This is a genomic window from Tessaracoccus defluvii (assembly GCF_014489575.1).
Classification (GTDB): domain Bacteria; phylum Actinomycetota; class Actinomycetes; order Propionibacteriales; family Propionibacteriaceae; genus Arachnia; species Arachnia defluvii.
This window is the reverse complement of record NZ_CP060789.1, coordinates 472,144-491,096: the sequence shown is the minus strand read 5'-3', so window position 1 is coordinate 491,096 and position 18,953 is coordinate 472,144. Positions and strand designations below refer to the sequence as shown.

Annotated in this window: 19 protein-coding genes, 1 other RNA gene, 1 pseudogene and 1 riboswitch; of the genes and pseudogenes, 14 read left to right on the top strand and 7 right to left on the bottom strand. The window is 70.9% G+C overall.

What is annotated here, in order from left to right; genetic code table 11:
• Positions 1-17 precede the first annotated feature (17 nt).
• The 3 genes from H9L22_RS02270 to H9L22_RS02260 are packed head-to-tail and all read left to right on the top strand — an operon-like array spanning position 18 to position 3,599.
• Positions 18-2,126, top strand: a complete 2,109-nt coding sequence (locus H9L22_RS02270) for an MMPL family transporter (protein WP_226966071.1) — start codon at positions 18-20, stop codon at positions 2,124-2,126.
• Positions 2,036-3,178, top strand: coding sequence for an MDR family oxidoreductase (locus tag H9L22_RS02265; RefSeq protein ID WP_226966070.1), 1,143 nt, complete (start codon positions 2,036-2,038; stop codon positions 3,176-3,178). The genes H9L22_RS02270 and H9L22_RS02265 overlap by 91 nt, the downstream gene beginning before the upstream one ends.
• A 43-nt stretch (positions 3,179-3,221) precedes the next feature.
• Positions 3,222-3,599 carry a hypothetical protein gene (locus tag H9L22_RS02260; protein ID WP_187721429.1) on the top strand — a complete coding sequence of 126 codons (378 nt, stop codon included), beginning with the start codon at positions 3,222-3,224 and terminating at the stop codon, positions 3,597-3,599.
• A 6-nt stretch (positions 3,600-3,605) separates the two neighbouring features.
• On the opposite strand, the gene H9L22_RS02255 is transcribed toward H9L22_RS02260, so the two are convergent.
• Both H9L22_RS02255 and H9L22_RS02250 read right to left on the bottom strand, forming a co-directional pair.
• On the bottom strand, positions 3,606-4,601 hold the full coding sequence (locus H9L22_RS02255) for an ABC transporter substrate-binding protein (RefSeq protein WP_187721428.1): 996 nt from the start codon (positions 4,599-4,601) through the stop codon (positions 3,606-3,608).
• Positions 4,598-5,437 (bottom strand): ABC transporter permease, encoded by an 840-nt coding sequence (locus H9L22_RS02250; protein ID WP_187721427.1) that lies wholly within the window; start codon positions 5,435-5,437, stop codon positions 4,598-4,600. Before H9L22_RS02250 ends, H9L22_RS02255 begins: the two co-directional genes overlap by 4 nt.
• Before the next feature lie 91 nt (positions 5,438-5,528).
• Positions 5,529-5,661, bottom strand: a riboswitch (FMN riboswitch).
• A gap of 83 nt (positions 5,662-5,744) precedes the next feature.
• Between H9L22_RS02250 and H9L22_RS02245 the strand changes: the two genes are divergently transcribed.
• Positions 5,745-6,953, top strand: a complete 1,209-nt coding sequence (locus tag H9L22_RS02245; RefSeq protein ID WP_187721426.1) for an MFS transporter — start codon at positions 5,745-5,747, stop codon at positions 6,951-6,953.
• Here H9L22_RS02245 and H9L22_RS02240 read toward each other — a convergent pair.
• Positions 6,950-9,853 carry a bifunctional [glutamine synthetase] adenylyltransferase/[glutamine synthetase]-adenylyl-L-tyrosine phosphorylase gene (locus H9L22_RS02240; protein ID WP_187721425.1) on the bottom strand — a complete coding sequence of 968 codons (2,904 nt, stop codon included), beginning with the start codon at positions 9,851-9,853 and terminating at the stop codon, positions 6,950-6,952. The two genes, H9L22_RS02245 and H9L22_RS02240, sit on opposite strands and share 4 nt — an antisense overlap.
• 56 nt (positions 9,854-9,909) lie before the next feature.
• Between H9L22_RS02240 and H9L22_RS02235 the strand changes: the two genes are divergently transcribed.
• Positions 9,910-10,332 (top strand): sterol carrier family protein, encoded by a 423-nt coding sequence (locus tag H9L22_RS02235; protein WP_226966069.1) that lies wholly within the window; start codon positions 9,910-9,912, stop codon positions 10,330-10,332.
• Here H9L22_RS02235 and H9L22_RS02230 read toward each other — a convergent pair.
• Positions 10,325-11,616: pseudogene (locus tag H9L22_RS02230) on the bottom strand (glutamine synthetase family protein). The gene H9L22_RS02235 and the pseudogene H9L22_RS02230 overlap by 8 nt on opposite strands.
• A 153-nt stretch (positions 11,617-11,769) precedes the next feature.
• Between H9L22_RS02230 and H9L22_RS18375 the strand changes: the two are divergent.
• The 9 genes from H9L22_RS18375 (at position 11,770) to H9L22_RS02185 (ending at position 17,599) form a co-directional block, all read left to right on the top strand.
• A complete protein-coding gene (locus H9L22_RS18375) occupies positions 11,770-11,913 on the top strand; it encodes a hypothetical protein (RefSeq protein WP_226966068.1) in 144 nt (47 codons plus the stop codon).
• A 51-nt stretch (positions 11,914-11,964) separates the two neighbouring features.
• Positions 11,965-12,810, top strand: a complete 846-nt coding sequence (locus H9L22_RS02220) for a DUF2510 domain-containing protein (protein WP_187721422.1) — start codon at positions 11,965-11,967, stop codon at positions 12,808-12,810.
• Positions 12,811-12,841: 31 nt separating this feature from the next.
• Positions 12,842-13,741, top strand: coding sequence for a DUF2510 domain-containing protein (locus H9L22_RS02215; protein ID WP_187721421.1), 900 nt, complete (start codon positions 12,842-12,844; stop codon positions 13,739-13,741).
• Between the two features lie 10 nt (positions 13,742-13,751).
• On the top strand, positions 13,752-14,609 hold the full coding sequence (gene map, locus H9L22_RS02210; protein WP_226966253.1) for a type I methionyl aminopeptidase: 858 nt from the start codon (positions 13,752-13,754) through the stop codon (positions 14,607-14,609).
• Between the two features lie 55 nt (positions 14,610-14,664).
• On the top strand, positions 14,665-15,186 hold the full coding sequence (locus tag H9L22_RS02205) for a SigE family RNA polymerase sigma factor (RefSeq protein ID WP_187721419.1): 522 nt from the start codon (positions 14,665-14,667) through the stop codon (positions 15,184-15,186).
• On the top strand, positions 15,183-16,031 hold the full coding sequence (locus H9L22_RS02200) for a hypothetical protein (RefSeq protein WP_187721418.1): 849 nt from the start codon (positions 15,183-15,185) through the stop codon (positions 16,029-16,031). Before H9L22_RS02205 ends, H9L22_RS02200 begins: the two co-directional genes overlap by 4 nt.
• Positions 16,032-16,077: 46 nt before the next feature.
• Positions 16,078-17,004 (top strand): formylglycine-generating enzyme family protein, encoded by a 927-nt coding sequence (locus H9L22_RS02195; protein ID WP_187721417.1) that lies wholly within the window; start codon positions 16,078-16,080, stop codon positions 17,002-17,004.
• A 26-nt stretch (positions 17,005-17,030) separates the two neighbouring features.
• Positions 17,031-17,395, top strand: an RNA gene (gene rnpB / locus H9L22_RS02190) — RNase P RNA component class A.
• A 24-nt stretch (positions 17,396-17,419) separates the two neighbouring features.
• On the top strand, positions 17,420-17,599 hold the full coding sequence (locus tag H9L22_RS02185) for a hypothetical protein (RefSeq protein ID WP_187721416.1): 180 nt from the start codon (positions 17,420-17,422) through the stop codon (positions 17,597-17,599).
• Positions 17,600-17,638: 39 nt separating this feature from the next.
• Here the strand turns inward: H9L22_RS02185 and H9L22_RS02180 are convergent, their stop codons facing one another.
• The 3 genes from H9L22_RS02180 to H9L22_RS02170 all read right to left on the bottom strand — a co-directional run bounded on the left by H9L22_RS02180 (position 17,639) and on the right by H9L22_RS02170 (position 18,710).
• The gene (locus H9L22_RS02180; protein WP_187721415.1) at positions 17,639-17,794 is read right to left on the bottom strand and encodes a hypothetical protein; all 156 of its coding nucleotides are present in this window, start codon (positions 17,792-17,794) and stop codon (positions 17,639-17,641) included.
• A complete protein-coding gene (locus H9L22_RS02175; protein WP_187721414.1) occupies positions 17,791-17,961 on the bottom strand; it encodes a hypothetical protein in 171 nt (56 codons plus the stop codon). Before H9L22_RS02175 ends, H9L22_RS02180 begins: the two co-directional genes overlap by 4 nt.
• A gap of 101 nt (positions 17,962-18,062) precedes the next feature.
• Positions 18,063-18,710, bottom strand: coding sequence for a hypothetical protein (locus H9L22_RS02170; protein ID WP_187721413.1), 648 nt, complete (start codon positions 18,708-18,710; stop codon positions 18,063-18,065).
• Positions 18,711-18,953 lie beyond the last annotated feature (243 nt).

Here is an 18,953-nt window from a genome sequence, read left to right as displayed (position 1 = left end):
CACCTAGACTCCACGCCATGATGACCACGCGGAAGGCGCGGGTCCTCATCCCCGTCGCCCTGATCCTGATCTGGCTCGTCGGCGCAGGGATCGGGGGGCCCTACTTCGGGCGCGTGGGCGAGGTCGCCCAGAACGACCAGTCGAGCTTCCTTCCCGCCTCCGCCGAGGCCACCGTCGTCGGGCAGCGCTACCTCGACTTCGTCGGCGACGACCAGATCCCCGCCATCGCCATCTTCGCCGCGGCCGACCCGCTGACCGAAGAGCAACTGACCAGCCTGGGCTCCGCCGTCACGGAGGCAGGCGAGATCGACGGCGTCGCTTCCTCCTCCCCGCTCATCCCGTCCGAAGACGGCCTGGCCGCCCAGGCCTTCCTCGGCATCGACTCCGAGGCTGACCTGGTCGACACCGTCACCGAGTTGAGGGACGCGATCACAGCCGAGCTTCCCGCCGGTGTTGAGTTCCACGTCACCGGCCCCGCCGGCTTCACGAGTGACCTCGTCGACGCCTTCGGCGGCATCGACGGCCTGCTCCTGATCGTGGCGACGTCCCTGGTGCTCGTGATCCTGCTCATCGTGTACCGGTCCGCGATCCTGCCGTTCGCCGTCCTCGCCACCAGCCTCTTCGCGCTCTGCGTCGCGTTGCTCACGAACTGGTGGCTGGCCAAAGCCGGAATCCTGACGCTGACCGGCCAGACCCAGGGCATCCTGTTCATCCTCGTCATCGGGGCGGCCACCGACTACTCGCTGCTCTACACCGCCCGCTACGCAGAGGAGCTGCGCCGTCATCCGTCGCGCGGCGTGGCAACCCGGGCCGCCATCAAGGGCGTCATCGAGCCCATCCTCGCCTCCGGCGGCACCGTCATCGCCGGCCTCCTGTGCCTGCTGCTGAGCGACCTCGGCTCCAACAGGTCACTCGGCCCCGTCGCGTCGATCGGCATCGTGTTCGCCATGGCGTCGGCGCTGACACTGCTCCCGAGCCTCCTCTATCTCTTGGGCCGGACGGCCTACTGGCCGCGACGCCCATTGTTCGATCCCGATCGAACGGATGAACAGCAGACCCACACCGGCGTCTACGCGCGGATCGGCACGTTCGTGAAGGGGCGCCCCCGCCTGGTCTGGATCGTGTGCGCACTGCTGCTCGCCGCCGGTGCCGCCTTCGTGCCGACGCTGCGCGCCGATGGCGTCCCGCCCAGCGACTTCGTGCTGGGCGCCTCCGACGCCCGCGACGGCCAGGCCCTGCTCGGGAAACACTTCCCGGGCGGCTCCGGCTCCCCCGCCTACGTGCTGACCGACGAGGACCGGCTCCAGAGTGTCGCCGACGTCCTCCTCGCCCACGACGGCGTGGCCTCCGTCAGCGTGATCGCGGCCGACTCCCCGTCCGGCTCCGCCCCGGTCACGGTCGACGGCGTCCAGCCGCTCGGCCCGCCAGGGACCCCCGCGCCGGCGCCGACCGTGAGCGAGGGCCAGGTGATGCTGCTCGCCACGCTGAGCGACGCGGCCGACAGCGACGCGGCCATCGACACCGTCGTCACCCTGCGGCAGGACCTGTCGGGCAGCGCGGAGATCGGCGGCACCACCGCCACCGACCTCGACACCCGCACCACCTCGCAGCGCGACCGGGCCGTGATCATCCCCCTCGTGCTGATCGTGATCCTCGTCATCCTGATCTTCCTGCTGCGCTCGGTCCTGGCGCCCGTGCTGCTGATCCTGACGACGGCGCTCAGCTTCGGCACCGCCCTGGGAACCGCCGCGATCGTGTTCAACCACATCCTGAAGCTGCCAGGGGCCGACCCGTCGGTGCCTCTCTACGGGTTCGTGTTCCTCGTGGCGCTCGGCATCGACTACAACATCTTCCTCATGACCAGGGTGCGGGAGGAGACGCTGCGCCACGGCACCAGGGAGGGCGTCCTGCGCGGCCTGGCGGTGACGGGCGGCGTCATCACGTCGGCCGGAATCGTGCTGGCCGCGACATTCGCGGCGCTGGCTGTCATCCCGATCCTGTTCCTGCTTCAGCTGGCCTTCATCGTCGCGTTCGGGTGCTGCTCGACACCTTCGTTGTGCGCACGCTGCTCGTGCCCGCCCTCGTCCACGACATCGGCGCCCCCGTCTGGTGGCCGTCGCGGCTAGCGCGCGCCGACGGCCCCGCCCCCCGCCACTCCGCGGAGACCGCCGTAGGGATCTGCCGCCCGCCCCGTAAGCTCGGGGTCATGATCCAAGGCATCGTGGTGCGCGAGAACGGCGCGGCAATCGAGGAGTTCGACGAGTCCTTCATCCCGGACGGCGACGTCCTGGTGGACGTCGACTGGTCCGACCTCAACTACAAGGACGGCCTGGCCGTGACAGGGCGGCCCGGCGTCGTGCGCACCACACCGCTGGTGGCCGGCATCGACCTCGTGGGCACCGTCGTGGAATCGACCAACCCCCGCTGGGGCGTCGGCGATACGCTGATCCTCAACGGGGCGGGCCTGTCCGAGACGAAGCACGGCGGCTACGCCACCCGGGCCCGCGTCGACGGCGAGCGTGCCGTCGCCGTCCCCGACGGCCTGACCGCCGAGCAGTGCGCCGCGCTGGGAACGGCCGGCTACACGGCCGCCCTTGCCGTGATGCGGATCGTCAGCGAGGGACTCACCCCCGCTGACGGCCCCGTGCTGGTCACCGGCGCCACCGGTGGCGTCGGCTCCATCGCGACGATGCTGCTCGCCACCGCCGGCTTCCACGTCGCCGCCGTCACCGGGCGGGCCGAGGAGCACGGCGACTATCTGCGGGATCTCGGCGCCGCCGAACTGATCGACCGCTCGGCGTTGTCCGAGGCCGGCCGCCCCCTGCAGAAGGCCAGCTGGTGCGCCGTCGTCGACTCCGTCGGCGGCGAGGTGCTGGCCAATGCCATCGCCAGGACCTCGCCCGGCGGGGTGGTCGCCGCCTGTGGCCTGGCGGGTTCCACGAGCCTGCCGACGACGGTGATGCCGTTCATCCTGCGCGGCGTGACCCTCGCGGGCATCGACTCGGTCTGGGCGCCACTCGACGACCGGGCCGACGCCTGGCGGCTCCTGGCGCGTGGCGTCGACACCGACCGCCTCGCGGCCATGACCACCCGGATCGGGCTCGCCGACGTCATCGCGGCCGGCGGGGAACTGCTGGCGGGCAGGCGGCACGGGCGCACACTCGTCGAGCTGTCCTGACGCAACGGCTCCGGCCCTGGTCGGGGCTCGTTAGGATGGGGTCATGACGGACGGAGCCCAGCGACAGATCCGCGAGGCGGCTGGAGCGGTCCTGCTCTGGTTACTGGTTCCGGCCGGCACGCAGCTGGGCATCTTCCTGTTCGAGGCCTACTACCCGGACGCCGTCGACCCTGTCGGCGGTCCGCCCGCCTCCCTGGTCTTCGGCGTCATCGGCCTCGTGGTCGGTGCCGTCGCCGCCGTGCTCCTCAGCTGGCGGCTCGGGCTTGGCCTGATCTGGTTCGGGGTCGCGCTGGTGACCGCCGCGATCGTCGGCCTGCTGGCCCTGGTCGCCCCGCCTGCGGTCGTGGTCGTCGCGGTGCTGCTCATTCCGCCGATCGTGGGCGCGCTGGTCGGCGACCGGCTCTTCACAGCCCGCACCTGATGTGCATCAGCCCAGCTGGAGGTAGAACTTCTCCGGCAGCGCCTCGATGATCCCCGCCTCAGCGAGGAACGTCCCCATCCGCTCGAACGCTGCCGGATCGACGCTCACATCGACCTTCCCGTTGCGCAGCCACAGCTGCGACGTGGCCTCCAACACCTTCGCGGCCGACTCCCGCTGCACCGGATCGGCCATGGCAGGCACCTGCTCCGCAGTGGCGTCGAGCGCCGCCTGCGGGTCGGCGAGGATCGCCTCCTCCGCCTCCTTCATGCCCGCGGCGAGCGCCCGCAGCACGTCGTCGGAGTTCCGCGTCCCGACGGTGACCAGGCTGGGGCCGACCAGGGTCGGGGCGTCGGCGTCGAAGACGGGGATGACGGTGCCGCCGAGGCCCTGGCTCTCCAGCTGCACGAGCTCGTTGTTGCTGAAGCCCATGATGAAGTCCACCTTCTCCCCGGTGAGGGCGCTGATGCCCGTGTAGCCGATGTCGACCAGCTCGACGTCGGCCTCGCTGAGGCCCGCCTTGTGGATCGCGGCCAGCGCCGCGTAGTAGCTGGAGCCGAAGTGTCCGGGGATGCCGAGCGTGTGCCCCTTCAGGACCTCGAGGCCGCCGGCGGGGTCGATGGTCAGGTCGGCCCGGCCGAGCACCTGGATCGGGTAGGTCTGGTAGCTGACGGCGAACGTGCGCAGCTCCTGCCCCCGCGCGGCCGCCACCGTCGCCTCGTCGGCGGAGGCGAAGACGATGTCCTCCTGGCCGCCGAGCACCGCGCCGAACACGTCCTCCTGCTGACCGTGGTGCCGCAGCGTGACGTCGAGGCCGTGGCGCTCGAAGATCCCGGCGGAGACGCCGAGGTAGAACGCCGAGAACTGGACGTTGGGGATGTAGGTGAGCCCGACGGTGACCTTGCCGGACCCCGGTTCGGGTGTGCGGGGCGTGCAGGCGGAGAGGCTGGCGATGGCGCCGACGGAGGCGAGGCTGCCGAGGAGCAGGGTGCGACGGTTGATCATGACGATTCTCCCTGGAGACGGTGAACGGCGGCGCGTTCGAGGAGTTGGACGAGGGCGTGGAAGGCCAAGGCCGTGAGACTGATCCAGGCGACCACGGCGAACACTGCGGCGGTGTCGGCGGAGTCCCTGGCGAGCGTCAGGAGCGTGCCGAGGCCGGCACCTCCCATGACGAGCTCGCCGACGACCGCACCGGTCATCGACAGCACCACTCCCCCGCGGACGCCTGCGAGGACGGCCGGGGCGGCCATGGGGCCCTCGACGTGCACGAGCCGCTGCCACCAGTTCGTGCCGTCGAGCAGCGCGGTCTCGATGGTCCGCATGTCGAGGGAGCGGAGGCCGACGACGGTGGTGGTGACCATGGGGAAGAACGCGACGATGGCGCACAGGATCGCGATGGGCACGGTGCCGTAGCCGATCCAGAGCACCAGCAGCGGCGCGATCGCAACCAGCGGCACCGTCTGCGACACGGCGATGAACGGCTCGACGACGGCACCGAGCAGCCTGGAGTGGGTGGCGAGGTAGCCGAGCGGGAGCCCGACGGCCACGGCGATCCCCATGCCGAGCAGCGCCGCGGCCAGCGTCGGCGCCAGGTAGCGCCAGGCCAGCCCGGACTGCACCTGGAAGGCCATGCGGGCGACGACCTCCCCGGGGGCGGGCAGGTAGAGGGGGGCGATGAGTCCGGCCGCGGTGACGGCCCACCAGACGAGCACCAGCACCGCGGCGACCACGAGTGCGGGGACCAGCCGGAGCCGTCCCGGGCGGGTGCGGCCGGGGAACGCGGACCACACTCCCAGGTGGGAGAGGGTGAGTGCGCTGCGGCGCTCCTGGCTGGTCATGGTCCCCGTCCTGCTCAGGCTCCGGGGTAGCGCCATGGAACGGCGAGAGTCGGAGCGTGCGCAGGTAGCCTGCGGACGCGCCACGCCGTGGCGCGTGTTCCTCCCATCCAGACTCTGACTGTCGGTCTCGGAGTTCCACCGAGTCAACCCTGTGGCCCTGTCGGGCCGCGGGGGTCGCGGACTATCACCGCCGGTTCGGACTTTCACCGACCCCGGAACACGTTTATCGCCGCCCAGTCTATCACGCGGGTTCCGTCGCACGCTGGGCGGTCGTCGGTGCCGGGTGCCGCTCGGCTAGGCTCGGGCGGTGCCTCGCCTCGACCATCGCCACACCCTCGCCGCCAGCTACGTCGGCTACGTGACCCAGGCGATCATCAACAACCTCGGCCCGCTGATGTTCATCATCTGGCACGACAGCTTCGGCATCTCGTTCTCGGCGCTGGGCGCGATCGTCGCGTTCAACTTCGGTTTCCAGCTGCTGGTCGACCTCGTCGCACCGAAGGCGATCGACGCCGTCGGCTACCGGGTCAGCATGGTGGTGGCCCACGTCACGGCGGCGGCGGGGCTGATCGCGATGGGTGTGCTGCCCTTTGTCGCGCCGTCGCCACTGCTCGGCCTCATCCTGGCGACGGGTATCTGCGCGTTCGGCGGCGGGCTGCTCGAGGTGCTGGTGAGCCCGGTGGTGGAGGCCTGCCCCACGGAGAACAAGGCCTTCCACATGAGCCTGCTCCACTCGTTCTACTGCTGGGGTCACGTCGCCGTCGTGGCGCTCAGCACCGTCGGGTTCCTGCTGCTGGGCGAGGACCGGTGGCCGCTGCTGTGCTTCGCGTGGGCGATCGTGCCGGCGCTGAACGCGGTCCTGCTGTGGTTCGTGCCGTACTTCCCGTTGGTCACCGAGGGCACGCCGATGCGCTACATCGACCTGCTGCGCCGGCGCCGCTTCTGGCTGCTCGTCCTGCTGATGCTGGCCGCGGGCGCCTCGGAGCAGGCGATGAGCCAGTGGGCCTCCGCCTACGCGCAGGCCGGCCTCGGGCTCGAGAAGACGATGGGCGACCTGCTGGGGCCGCTGATGTTCGCTGTGTGCATGGGCCTGTCGCGGGTGATCTTCGGCTCGCGGGCCACGCGTGACAACGTGTCGCGGATCATGATCGGCACGCTGACGGCGTGCGTCGCGGCCTACCTCCTCGCGGCGCTGAGCCCCTGGCCGGGGCTGGGACTCGTGGGCGTGGCGCTCGGCGGCTTCTCCGTCGGGATGCTCTGGCCCGGCACGTTCACGGTGGGATCCGCGGCGTTCCCGCGGGGCGGCACCGTCCTCTTCGCCCTGCTGGCGCTGGGCGGCGACGCTGGCTGCGCGCTCGGCCCCGCAGTCGTGGGCGTGGCCGCTGACGCGACCGGTTCGCTGTCGACGGCGATGCTGACGGGCACCGTGTTCCCGGTGCTGATGATCGCAGGCCTGCTGCTGCTCCGGCGCCACACGCCCGCCCCGACGCGGACCCCGGTTCAGATCCCCGGCTAGCTCCAGAACAGGTCGTCGACGATCCGGTAGGCCCGTCGCATGCGCCGCAGCACGTCCTCCAGCAGCCGGGAGGCCTCCCGCGGGCGGTAGCCGAGGAGCACCGAGATCGCGGCCAGCTCACGGGTGTCGCTCGGGAGCGCGTCGCCGGCCCGGCCGCGCACCAGCATGATGGCGTCACGCAGGGCGCTGCAGGTGCGCCAAGCGGACTCGAGCGTCGAGGCTTCGTGCCTGTCGATGAGGCCGAGCGTCGACAGCGCGGCCAGCGCCCCCACCGTCGACGTGTTCCGGAGCTCCTCGTGGGCGTGACCGTGTCGCAGCTGCAGCAGCTGCACGGTCCACTCCACGTCGGACAGTCCGCCCGGGCCCAGTTTGAGGTGGCGTTCCCGCGGGATGCCCTTGGGGATCCGCTCCTTCTCCATCCTGGACTTCAGCTTGCGGATCTCGGCGGTCTGCGCGGCGGTCAGCCCGCCGTCGGGGTAGCGGAATCCCTCCACGCCTGCGATGACGGCCCCGGTCAGGCCGGGATCGCCGGCGCCGGGGCGGGCGCGCAGCAGCATCTGTCGCTCCCACACCGATGCCCACTTCTCGTAGTAGCTGAGGTAGGAGGAGACGGTGCGCACTTGCGGGCCGCCGCGGCCCTCCGGCCGCAGGTCGGTGTCCACGACGAGCGCAGGGTCGGGGCCGGGTGCGCCCACGATGTGGATGGCGCGGCGCACGAGTTCGGTCGCGGCCGCGGGGTCCTCGCCGTCGGCGATCACGAACATGCAGTCGACGTCGGAGGAGTAGCTCAGTTCGCCGCCGCCCCAGCGCCCGAGGGCGATCACGCCGACGGAGGGGGCCTCGACGTCGCGGCGCGCCAGGAGCAGTCCCGCCTCGACGGTGGCCGAGGCCAGGTCGCTGAGCGCGGTGCCGACGGCGGCCGGCTCGGCGTGGCCCAGCACGTCGGTCAGGGCGATGCGGCACAGCTCGGCGCGCCGGATGGCCCGCACAGACGCGATGGCCTTCTCGACGTTGTCGTGCCGCGCGGCCGCCCTGGCCATCGCGCGTGTCAGTTCCGCGGTCGTCCGGGGGGTGAGCTCCTCGTTGCTCGACATCATGCGGATCATGTCCGGTGAGCGGCGCAGCAGGTCGACGACGTAGCGGCTGGTGGAGACGACCTTGGCGAGACGGTGGGCCGTGTATCCGTCGTCGCGCAGCGCCCGCAGGTACCAGGAGGCGTCGCCGAGCGACTCGGACAGCTGCCGGAAGGCCAGGAGCCCGAAGTCAGGGTTGGGGCCCTCCGCGAACCAGCCCAGCATGGCGGGAAGGAGCTGCCGCTGGATCTCGGTGCCGCGGCCGGAGCCGCGGGTCAGGGCCTCGAGGTGGCCGAGCGCTGCGCGGGGGTCCTGGAAGCCCAGCGCGCCCATCCAGGCGATGGCGGCGTCCGGGGTGAGCCGCACCCGATCCGACGGCACCTGGCTGACGGCCTCCAGCAGGGGCGAGAAGAAGATCCGCTGCTGCAACGACCGCACCTCCCTGGCCGACTGCTTCCAGCGGTCGAGCAACTCGTCCACCGTCATGCCGAGGGAGCGCGCCAGCTGCCGCAGCGCGACGTCCTCGTCGGGCAGCAGATGGGTGCGCCGGAGGCGGCGCAGCTGGATGCGGTGCTCGAGCACCCGCTGGAACCGGTAGGCCTGCGTCATCCTGGCGCCGTCGCCGCGGCCGATGTACCCGGCCGCGGTGAGTTCGTCGAGGGCGGTGAACGTGCCGCGCACCCGGAGCCGCTCGTCGGTGCGGCCGTGGACCAGCTGCAGCAGCTGGACGGAGAACTCGGTGTCGCGGAGTCCGCCCTCCCCGAGCTTGATCTCGCGGGCAGCCTGCTTCGACGGCAGCAGCGAGATGACGCGCTCCCGCATGGCGCGGGCGTCGGCGACGAAGTCGGGCCGCTCCCCCGCCCGCCACACCAGCGGCGACACGAGCTCGACGAACTCCTGCCCGAGGTCGAGGTCGCCCGCGGCCGGCCTGGCCTTGAGCATCGCCTGGAACTCCCAGTTCTTCGCCCACTTCCCGTAGTAGGCGCGGTGGCTGGCCAGGGTGCGGACGAGTGGGCCGGCCTTGCCCTCCGGCCGCAGCGCGGCATCGACCTGCCAGATGGTCCCCTCGGACGTGTGGGCCGAGCAGATCCTGGCCTGCGCGGCGGCCAGCCGGGTGGCGACGGCCAGCGCCTCTGTCGGGTCGGTCCCGGCGGCGGGTTCCGCGACGTAGATGACGTCGACGTCGGAGATGTAGTTGAGCTCCCCCGCCCCGGTCTTGCCCATGGCCAGCACCGCCAGCCGCACGTCACGCCACCGCGGCTCATCCGCCCTCGCGACCGCGAGGGCCGCCTCGAGGACGGCGTCGGCGACGTGCGCCAGTTCCGCGGCCACGCCGTCGACGATGGCCAGCGGGTCGGGCGCCGCCAGGTCACGCGCGGCGATCTCGATGAGCGCCTCGCGGTTGGCCAGCCGCAGCGCATCCCCGCCGCCGGTGGCGACGCCGTCGACGATGCCGACGCGGTCGGAGAAGAACGCCAGCCAGCCGTTCCTGCCGCGTGGCCGCGGCTCGTCGGCCAGGCCGTCGAGCAACGCAGGATGCCGGACGAGGGTCTGCGCGAGGACCGAGGAACCACCCAGCACGAGCAGGACCCGGTTGAGCCACGCGGGATGGTCACGGAGCAGGGCGAACCGCTCGGGGTCCGCGGCGGCGATCCGCTGGGCGGAGTCGAGCGCCTGGTCACGGTCGGCGACGCCGTCGAAGGCGGCCAGATCGAGCGGGGCCCCGCCCGCGGCCGCCACCCATGTTTCCCAGATCCGTGCGGTGGCCGACGGCGCGTCGAAGCCGCGGCGGACGAACTCGGCGGAGGGTGACTGGATTCTGGTCACGGGCCAACAGTATCGGGGTGGGGCGCGCCGATGGGCCCGACTATCCTGGGTCGACCATGTTCAAGCCCACACCGAAGGTCGTCGCCGCCCTGCGCGAGCTCGTCCCGGCCGATCAGCTCGACCTCGAGCTGTCCCGCCGCCGTCCCGATCTGACGGCGCTGCTGCTGCGGGCCGCTGCCACGGATGCCCCGCTCGGCCGCGACCTGCAGGCCGCCGTCTGCCGGGCCGGCTGCGCGCTGCTGGGAGAACGCCACCCGGGCGCATCGATCGAGGTGCGGGTGCCGCCGTTCGCCGCCGTCCAGCTCGGATTCGGGACCGGCCCCCGCCACACGCGGGGCACGCCGCCGAACGTGGTGGAGATGTCGCCGGAGACGTTCATCGACCTGGCCGTCGGCCGGGTCGCGTGGGCCGACGCCACCGTCGACATGAGCGGGGTCCACGCCGGGGAGGCCGCGGCGGGGTTCCCGCTCGTCACATGACGCGGATGTGGCGCTCCAGTTCCCAGGGCGTGACCTGCTGGCGGTAGGCGGCGAACTCCTCGCGCTTGTTGCGCAGGAAGTACTCGTAGACGTGCTCGCCGAGGGTCTCGGCGACGAGCTCGGAGTTCTCCATCAGCCGGATGGCGCCCTCGAGGTTGCGGGGCAGTTCCTCGATGCCGATGGCCTGACGCTCACGGTCGCTGAGGCGACGCACCTCGTCTTCGGCCTCCTCGGGCAGCGGGTACTCCTCCTCGATGCCCTTGAGGCCGGCGTTGAGCAGGACGGCATAGGCGAGGTACGGGTTGACCGCCGGATCGACGGCGCGGTACTCGATCCGCGCGGACGACGTCTTGCCGGGTGAGAACTGCGGGACGCGGATCAGCGCGGAGCGGTTGGCGCGACCCCAGCAGGCGTACGACGGGGCCTCGGAGCCACTGACGAGCCGCTTGTACGAGTTGACCCACTGGTTGGTGACGGCGGTGATCTCCGGCGCGTGCCGCAGGAGGCCGGCGATGAAGTGCTTCGCCGTCTTCGACAGGTTGTACGGGTCGGTCGCGTCGTAGAAGGCGTTCGTGTCGCCCTCGAACAGCGACATGTGCGTGTGCATGCCTGAACCGGCGTGCTGCGTGAACGGCTTGGGCATGAACGTCGCGTGCACGCCCTGGGAGACGGCGACCTCGCGGATGACGACGCGGAACGTCATGACGTTGTCGGCCATCGTCAGGGCGTCGGCGTAGCGCAGGTCGATCTCGTGCTGGCCGGGCGCCGCCTCGTGATGGCTGAACTCGACCGAGATGCCCATCTGCTCGAGCATCGTGATCGCGTCGCGCCGGAAGTCGGTGCCGTCGCCGAGCGTGGTGTGGTCGAAATATCCGCCGTCGTCGAGCGGCTCCGGCGGCTGCAGCGACCGCAACAGGAAGAACTCGATCTCGGGTGGATGTAGAACGTGAAGCCCATGTCACCGGCGCGCTGCATCGCCCGCTTGAGGACGTTGCGCGGGTCGGCGAAGCTCGGGGAGCCGTCAGGGAGCTTGATGTCGCAGAACATGCGGGCGGTCGACCGACCACCCTGGCGCCACGGGAGCACCTGGTACGTCGACGGGTCGGGGAGCGCCACCATGTCCGATTCGTAGAGTCGGGCGAAGCCCTCGATGGCGGAGCCGTCGAATCCGACGCCCTCGCTAATCGCGCCCTCCACCTCGGCCGGCGCAATCGCCACGGACTTGAGCGACCCCAGTACGTCAGTGAACCAGAGCCTCACGAACCGGATGCCGCGCTCCTCCATGGAGCGCAGGACGAACTCAGTCTGCCTATCCATGTCGGCAGTCTGCCGCGCGGATGTTACAGGCGCGTGTCAGGCCGACGCCTGCCCTGCTCTGGGGCGCATGGCGACAGCAGGCTGGTACCCGGACCCGGAGCGGCCCGGCGCCGTCCGCCGGTGGTCGGCGACGAGGTGGTCGTGCTCGTCCTCGACCTCGGGGTGGCGGACCGGCTGACCATCTTCCACACAGAGGCTCCCATCGACGACGTCGCGCGGCGCGACAAGGCGATGGCGGCGCTCGAGTCGCTCCGCCGCAGCTGACGCCGTCTTCGTCTCCGGGGAGCGCACCGGGGGCCCAGTAAGCTGGTCGGCATGGCACAACCGGGCTGGTACGCAGATCCGACGGCTCCTCAGGGCCGTCGTTACTGGGACGGTCAGCGTTGGGCCGACACCGGCGCCCCCCGGAGACGACCCAACGGCTGGATCACGCTCGCGGTGGCCCTGGCGGCGGTGGCTGCCATCATCATCGGCATCCTCGTGGTCCCCCGCACGATCGCGCCGATCCTCGCCGCGCCCGAGGACACCCGCACCTCCCGCCCGACCGGGCCGCAGTGGAACGAGCTGGATCCCTCCGAGACGCCCACGCCCACCCCGGTGGAGACCGGCTTCGGAAAGCCCATCGACTGCCCCGTCTCCCTCGACACGCCGCGCTCCGACGTCGTCAACGGGCGGCTCAGCGGGGGTGGCCTGTCGATCGCGCGTCCGCAGGGCAAGGAATGGATCGAGAGCCCGACCTACATCGACTGGCTGCACGACTCCAACTCGATGATCCGCAGCATCGCGCCCGGCTGGATCAGCAACGTCGGCGTCGGCTACATCAAGATCTCCGACGGCTTCGCCGCCTCCCCCTCCGCGGCCGCGGAACAGTTCGTCACCTGCATGGCCTCCTCCGGCATGTTCCTCGGCTTCACCAAGCGCGAGATCCTCTGGAATGAGGAGGTCATGGTGACCGGCCGCATCGGGTGGCGGCTCACGTCCAACGTGTACGTGGGCAACCAGCAGGCCAACGACATCGAGGGCGACACGGTCGACATCGTCGTCGTGACGACGCCGGACGAGGACCGCCTCGCCGTCTACGTCTCCTGCGTGACGATCGACCACGCCCAGAACCAGCGAGAGGTCCAGCCCGTCTTCGAGTCGCTTCGCTGGGACGGCTGAGCCTGGCCGCAGGGTCGCCTACGCTACCGCCATGGTGCGACCCGGCTGGTACGACGATCCCTACGGCCAAGGCGAGCGCTACTGGGACGGTCACCAGTGGGCTCCGGACACGCGGCCGAAGCGGGGCGTGTCCATCCCGCTGATCCTCATCGCCGTCCTGGGCACGGCCGCCCTGGTGGTCGCCGGTTTCCTCTTCATCCCGCCACTGCTCGACGGGCCAGCACAACCGACCGTGGTGTCGACACGCACGCCGACGATGTCGACGCCCCCCGCCTCCTCACCGTCCCCGGTCCTTTCCCCATCACCGTCGCCGTCGGCGACGCCGGATCCGACGCCGACGGCCTCGCCCGCCCCGCAGCCCGGTTCCTCCATCAAGCTGTCACCGGCGCTGCTGGAGACCTGCACGAACGCGACCTGGGGCCAGCTGGCGGCAGGGCCCGGCGGCGAGCTCGCGGCCGGTGGCCTGGCGCTCACGCTGCCCTCCACGGACTGGGGCAACGGCCCGGTCCCCCTCTGGCTGAGCAATGCGGCCTCGTCGTCGCGGGCCGTCCTCACCGGATGGGCCAGCGTGCTCATGCTTGGGACGATCTCGATCGACGACGGTTTCTCCGCCGATCCCGTCGTCGCCGGGCAGGAGGTCGCCGCATGCCTGGCGGTGGCCGAGACCCAGTTCGCCCCAGGGTCGACGTGGGAGTACGTCGACGGCGCCCCCACCACGCTGGGCACGGCGCCGGTCGAACTGGTACGCAGCGCGGTGTGGCTGCCCGAGCCACAGCTGCACGACGGCGTCTCGGTGCCGGGCGACGAGGTCACGGTCGTGCTCCGGGAGATCGAGGGTGGCTACCAGGTGGCTGTGAGCATCGCCACCATCGGCGACGACGCCAACGCCGCCGAGATCGACGGCGCCCTGCGCACGCTCACCGTCGGGTGAGCGGCCTAGACTGGCGGCCGTGAACCCCGTACTCCAGCATCCTGTGACCCCGCTGCGCGATGTCCCCCGCAGCATCCCGCGCCCCGAGTACGTCGGCCGGCCCGGGCCGCGCCGCTACGAGGGTTCCGATGTCCAGACGCCCGACGTGATCGAGCGCATGCGGGTCGCGGGAAGGATCGCCTCGCAGGCGATGCACGAGGCAGCGAAGGCCATCGCCCCCGGGGTGACGACCGACGCGCTCGACGCCGTCGCCCACGAATACATGCTCGACCACGGCGCCTACCCGTCGACGCTCGGCTACCGCGGGTTCCCGAAGTCGATCTGCACCTCCGTCAACGAGGTCATCTGCCACGGCATCCCCGACCTGCGGCCGCTGGAGGACGGCGACCTCGTCAAGATCGACTGCACCGCCTTCTTCGACGGCGTCCACGGCGACAACTGCGCCACCTTCTACTGCGGCGACGTCGACGAGGAGTCGCGTCTGCTGACCGAACGCACCCAGGAGGCGCTGAACCGGGCCATCAAGGCGGTCCGCCCCGGCCGGCCCGTCTCCGTGATCGGCCGCGTCATCGAGGCGTACGCGAAGCGGTTCGGCTATGGCGTGGTCCGCGACTACACCGGCCACGGCGTCCACACCGCGTTCCACTCCGGGCTGGTGATCCTCCACTACGACGAGCCGCGCGTCGACACGGTGCTCCGGCCGGGCATGACCTTCACCATCGAGCCCATGCTGACGCTGGGCAGCCCGGACACCGAGCAGTGGGACGACGACTGGACCGTCGTCACCCGCGACGGTTCCCGCTGCGCCCAGTTCGAGCACTCGCTGGTCGTCACTGACGACGGCGCGGAGATCCTGACCCTGCCCTGAGCAGGGGCGGAGAATCCCACTCAACCTGGGAGGCCCGGCGCACGTCATGGTGGGTATGGAAGGCAACGACACCGACGAGGCGTTCACCGCGTTCGTGGCGGCCCACTCGCCGTCGCTGCGGCGGACCGCCTACCTGCTGACGGGGTCGACCGGCGCGGCCGAGGACCTGCTGCAGGACGCCCTCGTGCGCACCTGGCTCGGCTGGCAGCGGGTGGTGCCGGCGACGGCCGCGGCGTATACGCGCCGCGTGCTCGTGAACCTGGCGACCGACCGCTGGCGTCGTCGACGCTACCGGACCGTCACCCTCGACGGCGGCGAGCGCTGGGCGGATCCTACTGCGGAGCGCGCCTTCGGGGCCGTCGATGACCAGACCTTCATCGTGGAGCAGCTCGCCGCGCTCAGCCCCCGGGAACGCGCCATCATCGTCCTGCGCTACTACCACGACCTCGCCGAGGACGACGTCGCCGAGACCGTCGGCTGCTCCGTCGGCACCGTCAAGTCGACCTGTTCCCGGGCGCTGGCCCGGCTCCGTACGCGGGCAGAGGCCGCGCAACTCACGAGGAGGAACCTCCGATGACTCCCATGGATGAGGCCGAGCTCCGCCGCGAGCTCTCCGCCGTCGACGTCGCCCCCCGCGACGACTCCGCCCTCGCCGACACCGTGATCCGCCGCGGTACGGGGATCCGCCGTCGCCGCCGGGTCGTCGGCGCCCTGGCCGTCGTCCTCATCGCGGGCGGCATCGGGATCGGCGCCGCGCTTCTCCCCGGCCGCGACGCGGTGCCGGCGGATCCGACGCAGACCCCGACCGTCGCCGTCACCACGCCCGCCGCCTGGACCGATCTGACGCGGCTCCCGGGCCGCTACGGCACCGTCGATGCCCTCCGCCTGCCGCTCGATGGCGCGACCGCTACTCCCGACGTCACCGTCACAGAGGCCCCCTACCCGCTGCAGTGTGACCGGCAGGGCCTCTCGCTCACGACGCTCGGCGCGCTGCGGGCCGGACGGACGATGCAGCTCGGCGCCCCCACCACCGGTGAGGTCGAATCCGTGCTGCTGTTCCGGGACGCCGACGCGGCCGGAGCCTTCATGCAGGAACTCCGCACAGCGCTCGAAGGATGCCAGGCCGGCGTCGACCGGGAGCCCGTGGCGGACGGAGATCGGCTGCACCGCGTCGTGCCGGTCCTGGAGACCCCGGAGGGGCCCGGCGAGGAGCGTCTCGCGGCCGGGGTGTTCGTGCAGTTCTCCCTCGACGGTGGCGTCACCTGGGTTGAGTCGACGGAGGCGTCCGTCGAGTACTGGGTGCGCGCGGGTGACCGGGTCGCGCTGGTGGCGCTGTCCGGCGAACACGTCGGCGACCTCACGCAGGATCCTGCGGTGATGGGCGACCTGGACGGCAGGATCACCCAGATCCTCGGGCAGTAGCTATGGTGTGCGCGTGCCGGCAGCGGCACAGGTAGGAGGAACGGCCATGGGCGACGACCTGGCCCCTGCGGGCGGCCCCCGCTGGGTGACGCTAGAGGGTGGGAGTTTCATCTCGGGCTCCGACGACTTCTATCCCGACGAGGCGCCGGCGCGGGAACGCACGGTGGCTGCCTTCCAGCTGGCCACCACCCCCGTCACGAATCGACAGTTCGCCACGTTCGTCGAGGCCACCGGGCATCTGACGGTGGCGGAACGCCCGCTCTCGGAGGCGGAGTTCCCGCATCTTCCAGCGGCTGAGCGGGCGCCCGGCTCGCTGGTGTTCACCCCCACCGCGGGCCCGGTCGACCTGGGCGACTGGCGCCAGTGGTGGCGCTGGGTGCCGGGCGCGAACTGGCGTCACCCCCGGGGAACCGGTGAGGAGGCACGACCCGACCATCCTGTGGTGCAGGTCGCCTACGCGGACGCCGTCGCCTATGCCCGGTGGGCTGGCGGCCGGCTCCCCACCGAGGATGAACTGGAGTTCGCGGCCTGCGGTGGCAATCGGCCGGCGCCGTACGCCTGGGGCGAGGAGCGGGATCCCAGAGGCGTCCTGATGGCGAACACGTGGCGGGGGCGGTTCCCGTACCTGAACGAGGGGGCGAACGGCTGGGTGGGCACGAGCCCCGTCGGGGCCTTCCCCGCCAACGGCTACGGCCTGTTCGACACCATCGGCAACGTCTGGGAGTGGACGGGCGACCTCTACGACGGGCAGCCCGACCCGGGCGGCTGTGCCTGTGGGGCGGACGTCGCCGCGCTGCGCGCTGCGGCCCAGGAGCCGACGGCGACACCGTCCGCGACCCGGCGGGTGGTGAAGGGCGGCTCGCACCTGTGCGCCCCGGAGTACTGCCTGCGCTACCGTCCAGCGGCCCGCTCCCCACAGTCCGAGGACTCGGCCACGACACACCTCGGGTTCCGGGTGGCGCGGGACGCCTGAGCGGGTCCGCTACACTCGTTCCCGGACGAGACGGCCAGATGATCGCGGCTAGCAATAGCTGAGGAAAGTCCGGACTCCACAGAGCAGGGTGGTGGGTAACGCCCACCCGGGGCGACCCGCGGGACAGTGCCACAGAAAACAAACCGCCTGGCGACAGGTAAGGGTGAAACGGTGGTGTAAGAGACCACCAGCACCCCAGGTGACTGGGGTGGCTAGGTAAACCCCACTCGGAGCAAGACCAAGAAGGCCGGCCCCAGGGCCGGCTGCGGACGCCGCCTGAGCGCTGCTCGCGCGAGGCGCCCGGGTAGGTTGCATGAGCGCACCGGCAACGGTGGGCCTCAGATAGATGATCATCCGTCGACAGAATCCGGCTTACCGGCCGTCTCGTCCCCCAACCCGCCTCCGACAACGGGGGATGCTAGTTGGCCGCGTCGCCGGTCCGCACATAGTCCGCAGCATCTACCGAGTCCGCGGCTGGCGTCGGTTCGAACGCCGCGTCCACGTCTTCAACGTCTCCGTCGGATCCGAGTGCCCCAACCGGGCCGCCACCGCCACCACCGACATGCCGTCGGCGATCAACTTCGACGCATGGTAATGGCGCAACTGATGCCACCCCTCCCCGGCTGGCCACCGGTCACACCCCGATACCGAGCCCACACACATCCGACCGGGCCCCTGGACATCCGCGCACCCCGGCCCCGAAACACAACCCGTCAGCGCCCGCACCGAAGTCCTCGCGACGCTCGAGCAGCGCCTCGACGACCGCCGTCCCCGGCACAGCGTCCATCATGGGAGCCCGTCGAAGCGGGCCTCACGCAGGATCGACGACACGTAGCTGCAGGCGGTGTGGACAGTGCGCGGCGCGTACCCGGCCGACACCCAGGCGAAGACCATGTCCTGCAGCATGGCCCACGTCACGGCGCCGACGACGACACCGACCATCGCAGGCTTGGTCATGGTCCCCAGTTTCTTCGACGCCCCGTCGCGCGACGAGTCCCTGATCCCCCATGCCCACAGAGTGGCAGGAGGATCAGACAGAAGTTGCGCTATGCCTACGGCTAGATGCGAGCGCGATCGATGATCGTCATGTTCACGCCGGCGTCCGGGTGGTAGGTCCAACGAGCCTCAAGGTCGCCCCACTCGTCGGTCTGTTGTCCGTCCATCGCCCGCGTTGACCCCAGGTGGGTCATGACAAAATCGGGCGCCTTGAGTTTAACCAGCACGCACTCCGGGATTACCCCGACATCCTGCCCCTTGGCGACGAAGGACAGACTGGAGCCGCCGTCAGCTACGCCCGTCTCTACCCCGCACCACGCGGCGGCCGCCTTGAGCCTCGCGACGCTGTCATTACCGGTGGACTGCAGCAAGCCGGTCTCGATCGCGTCCGCACAGACTGGCGCTATGTCCTGACCTTTGCAGGTCGCCGCCAGAAACTCTGGAGATGTCTGGAAGGATGCGGCCTCAACGGCTGCCAGCCACTCCGTCGTGCTTTGGCAAGAGAAGAGGGTCAACGGAAGGACGGCCCTCTGGTTGGATGCCGACTTCGCTTCGATCCCACACATCTCGCCAACCGCCGATCGCTCTGTTGGCAGGGATGGAACTGTCTGCGACGGGCTCGAGGTGCCCGGACCTGACGCTTTGTCGCCGCCGGCCGAACATCCAGTGAGTGCCACCAGCCCGAGCAGCACTAGCGCCACGATCTTCATGCTGGTTCCCATTCTCCGTCGTCTTCCGTTTCTTCGCCTGCATGCTTCGCTGCATCGCGGGCTTGTTTGATCTTCCCATAGCCCGAAATGTTCCTCGCAGCCAGGTCGTAGTCTTTCCGGTTCCCCCGTGGGCTGCTACGTCGTCGGCCTGGTCGTTGTCTTCGTCTCGATCTTGGCGATCGGCCTCGGCGCGATCCTATGGACCGGCCAGTCCACGCAGATCACCGCAGCGGCCACCTTCGC

Excerpts from the sequence above, each read along its gene's own strand:
- H9L22_RS02250 (WP_187721427.1), bottom strand. The coding sequence starts at position 5,437 with ATGACCAGCCAGGAGCGCCGCAGCGCACTCACCCTCTCCCACCTGGGA.
- H9L22_RS02270 (WP_226966071.1), top strand. The coding sequence starts at position 18 with ATGATGACCACGCGGAAGGCGCGGGTCCTCATCCCCGTCGCCCTGATC.
- H9L22_RS02170 (WP_187721413.1), bottom strand. The coding sequence starts at position 18,710 with ATGAAGATCGTGGCGCTAGTGCTGCTCGGGCTGGTGGCACTCACTGGA.
- H9L22_RS02205 (WP_187721419.1), top strand. The coding sequence starts at position 14,665 with ATGGAAGGCAACGACACCGACGAGGCGTTCACCGCGTTCGTGGCGGCC.
- H9L22_RS02235 (WP_226966069.1), top strand. The coding sequence starts at position 9,910 with ATGTTCAAGCCCACACCGAAGGTCGTCGCCGCCCTGCGCGAGCTCGTC.
- H9L22_RS02255 (WP_187721428.1), bottom strand. The coding sequence starts at position 4,601 with ATGATCAACCGTCGCACCCTGCTCCTCGGCAGCCTCGCCTCCGTCGGC.
- H9L22_RS02180 (WP_187721415.1), bottom strand. The coding sequence starts at position 17,794 with ATGATGGACGCTGTGCCGGGGACGGCGGTCGTCGAGGCGCTGCTCGAG.
- H9L22_RS02200 (WP_187721418.1), top strand. The coding sequence starts at position 15,183 with ATGACTCCCATGGATGAGGCCGAGCTCCGCCGCGAGCTCTCCGCCGTC.
- H9L22_RS02220 (WP_187721422.1), top strand. The coding sequence starts at position 11,965 with ATGGCACAACCGGGCTGGTACGCAGATCCGACGGCTCCTCAGGGCCGT.
- H9L22_RS02175 (WP_187721414.1), bottom strand. The coding sequence starts at position 17,961 with ATGACCAAGCCTGCGATGGTCGGTGTCGTCGTCGGCGCCGTGACGTGG.
- H9L22_RS02260 (WP_187721429.1), top strand. The coding sequence starts at position 3,222 with ATGACGGACGGAGCCCAGCGACAGATCCGCGAGGCGGCTGGAGCGGTC.
- H9L22_RS02215 (WP_187721421.1), top strand. The coding sequence starts at position 12,842 with ATGGTGCGACCCGGCTGGTACGACGATCCCTACGGCCAAGGCGAGCGC.
- H9L22_RS02185 (WP_187721416.1), top strand. The coding sequence starts at position 17,420 with ATGCTAGTTGGCCGCGTCGCCGGTCCGCACATAGTCCGCAGCATCTAC.
- H9L22_RS02195 (WP_187721417.1), top strand. The coding sequence starts at position 16,078 with ATGGGCGACGACCTGGCCCCTGCGGGCGGCCCCCGCTGGGTGACGCTA.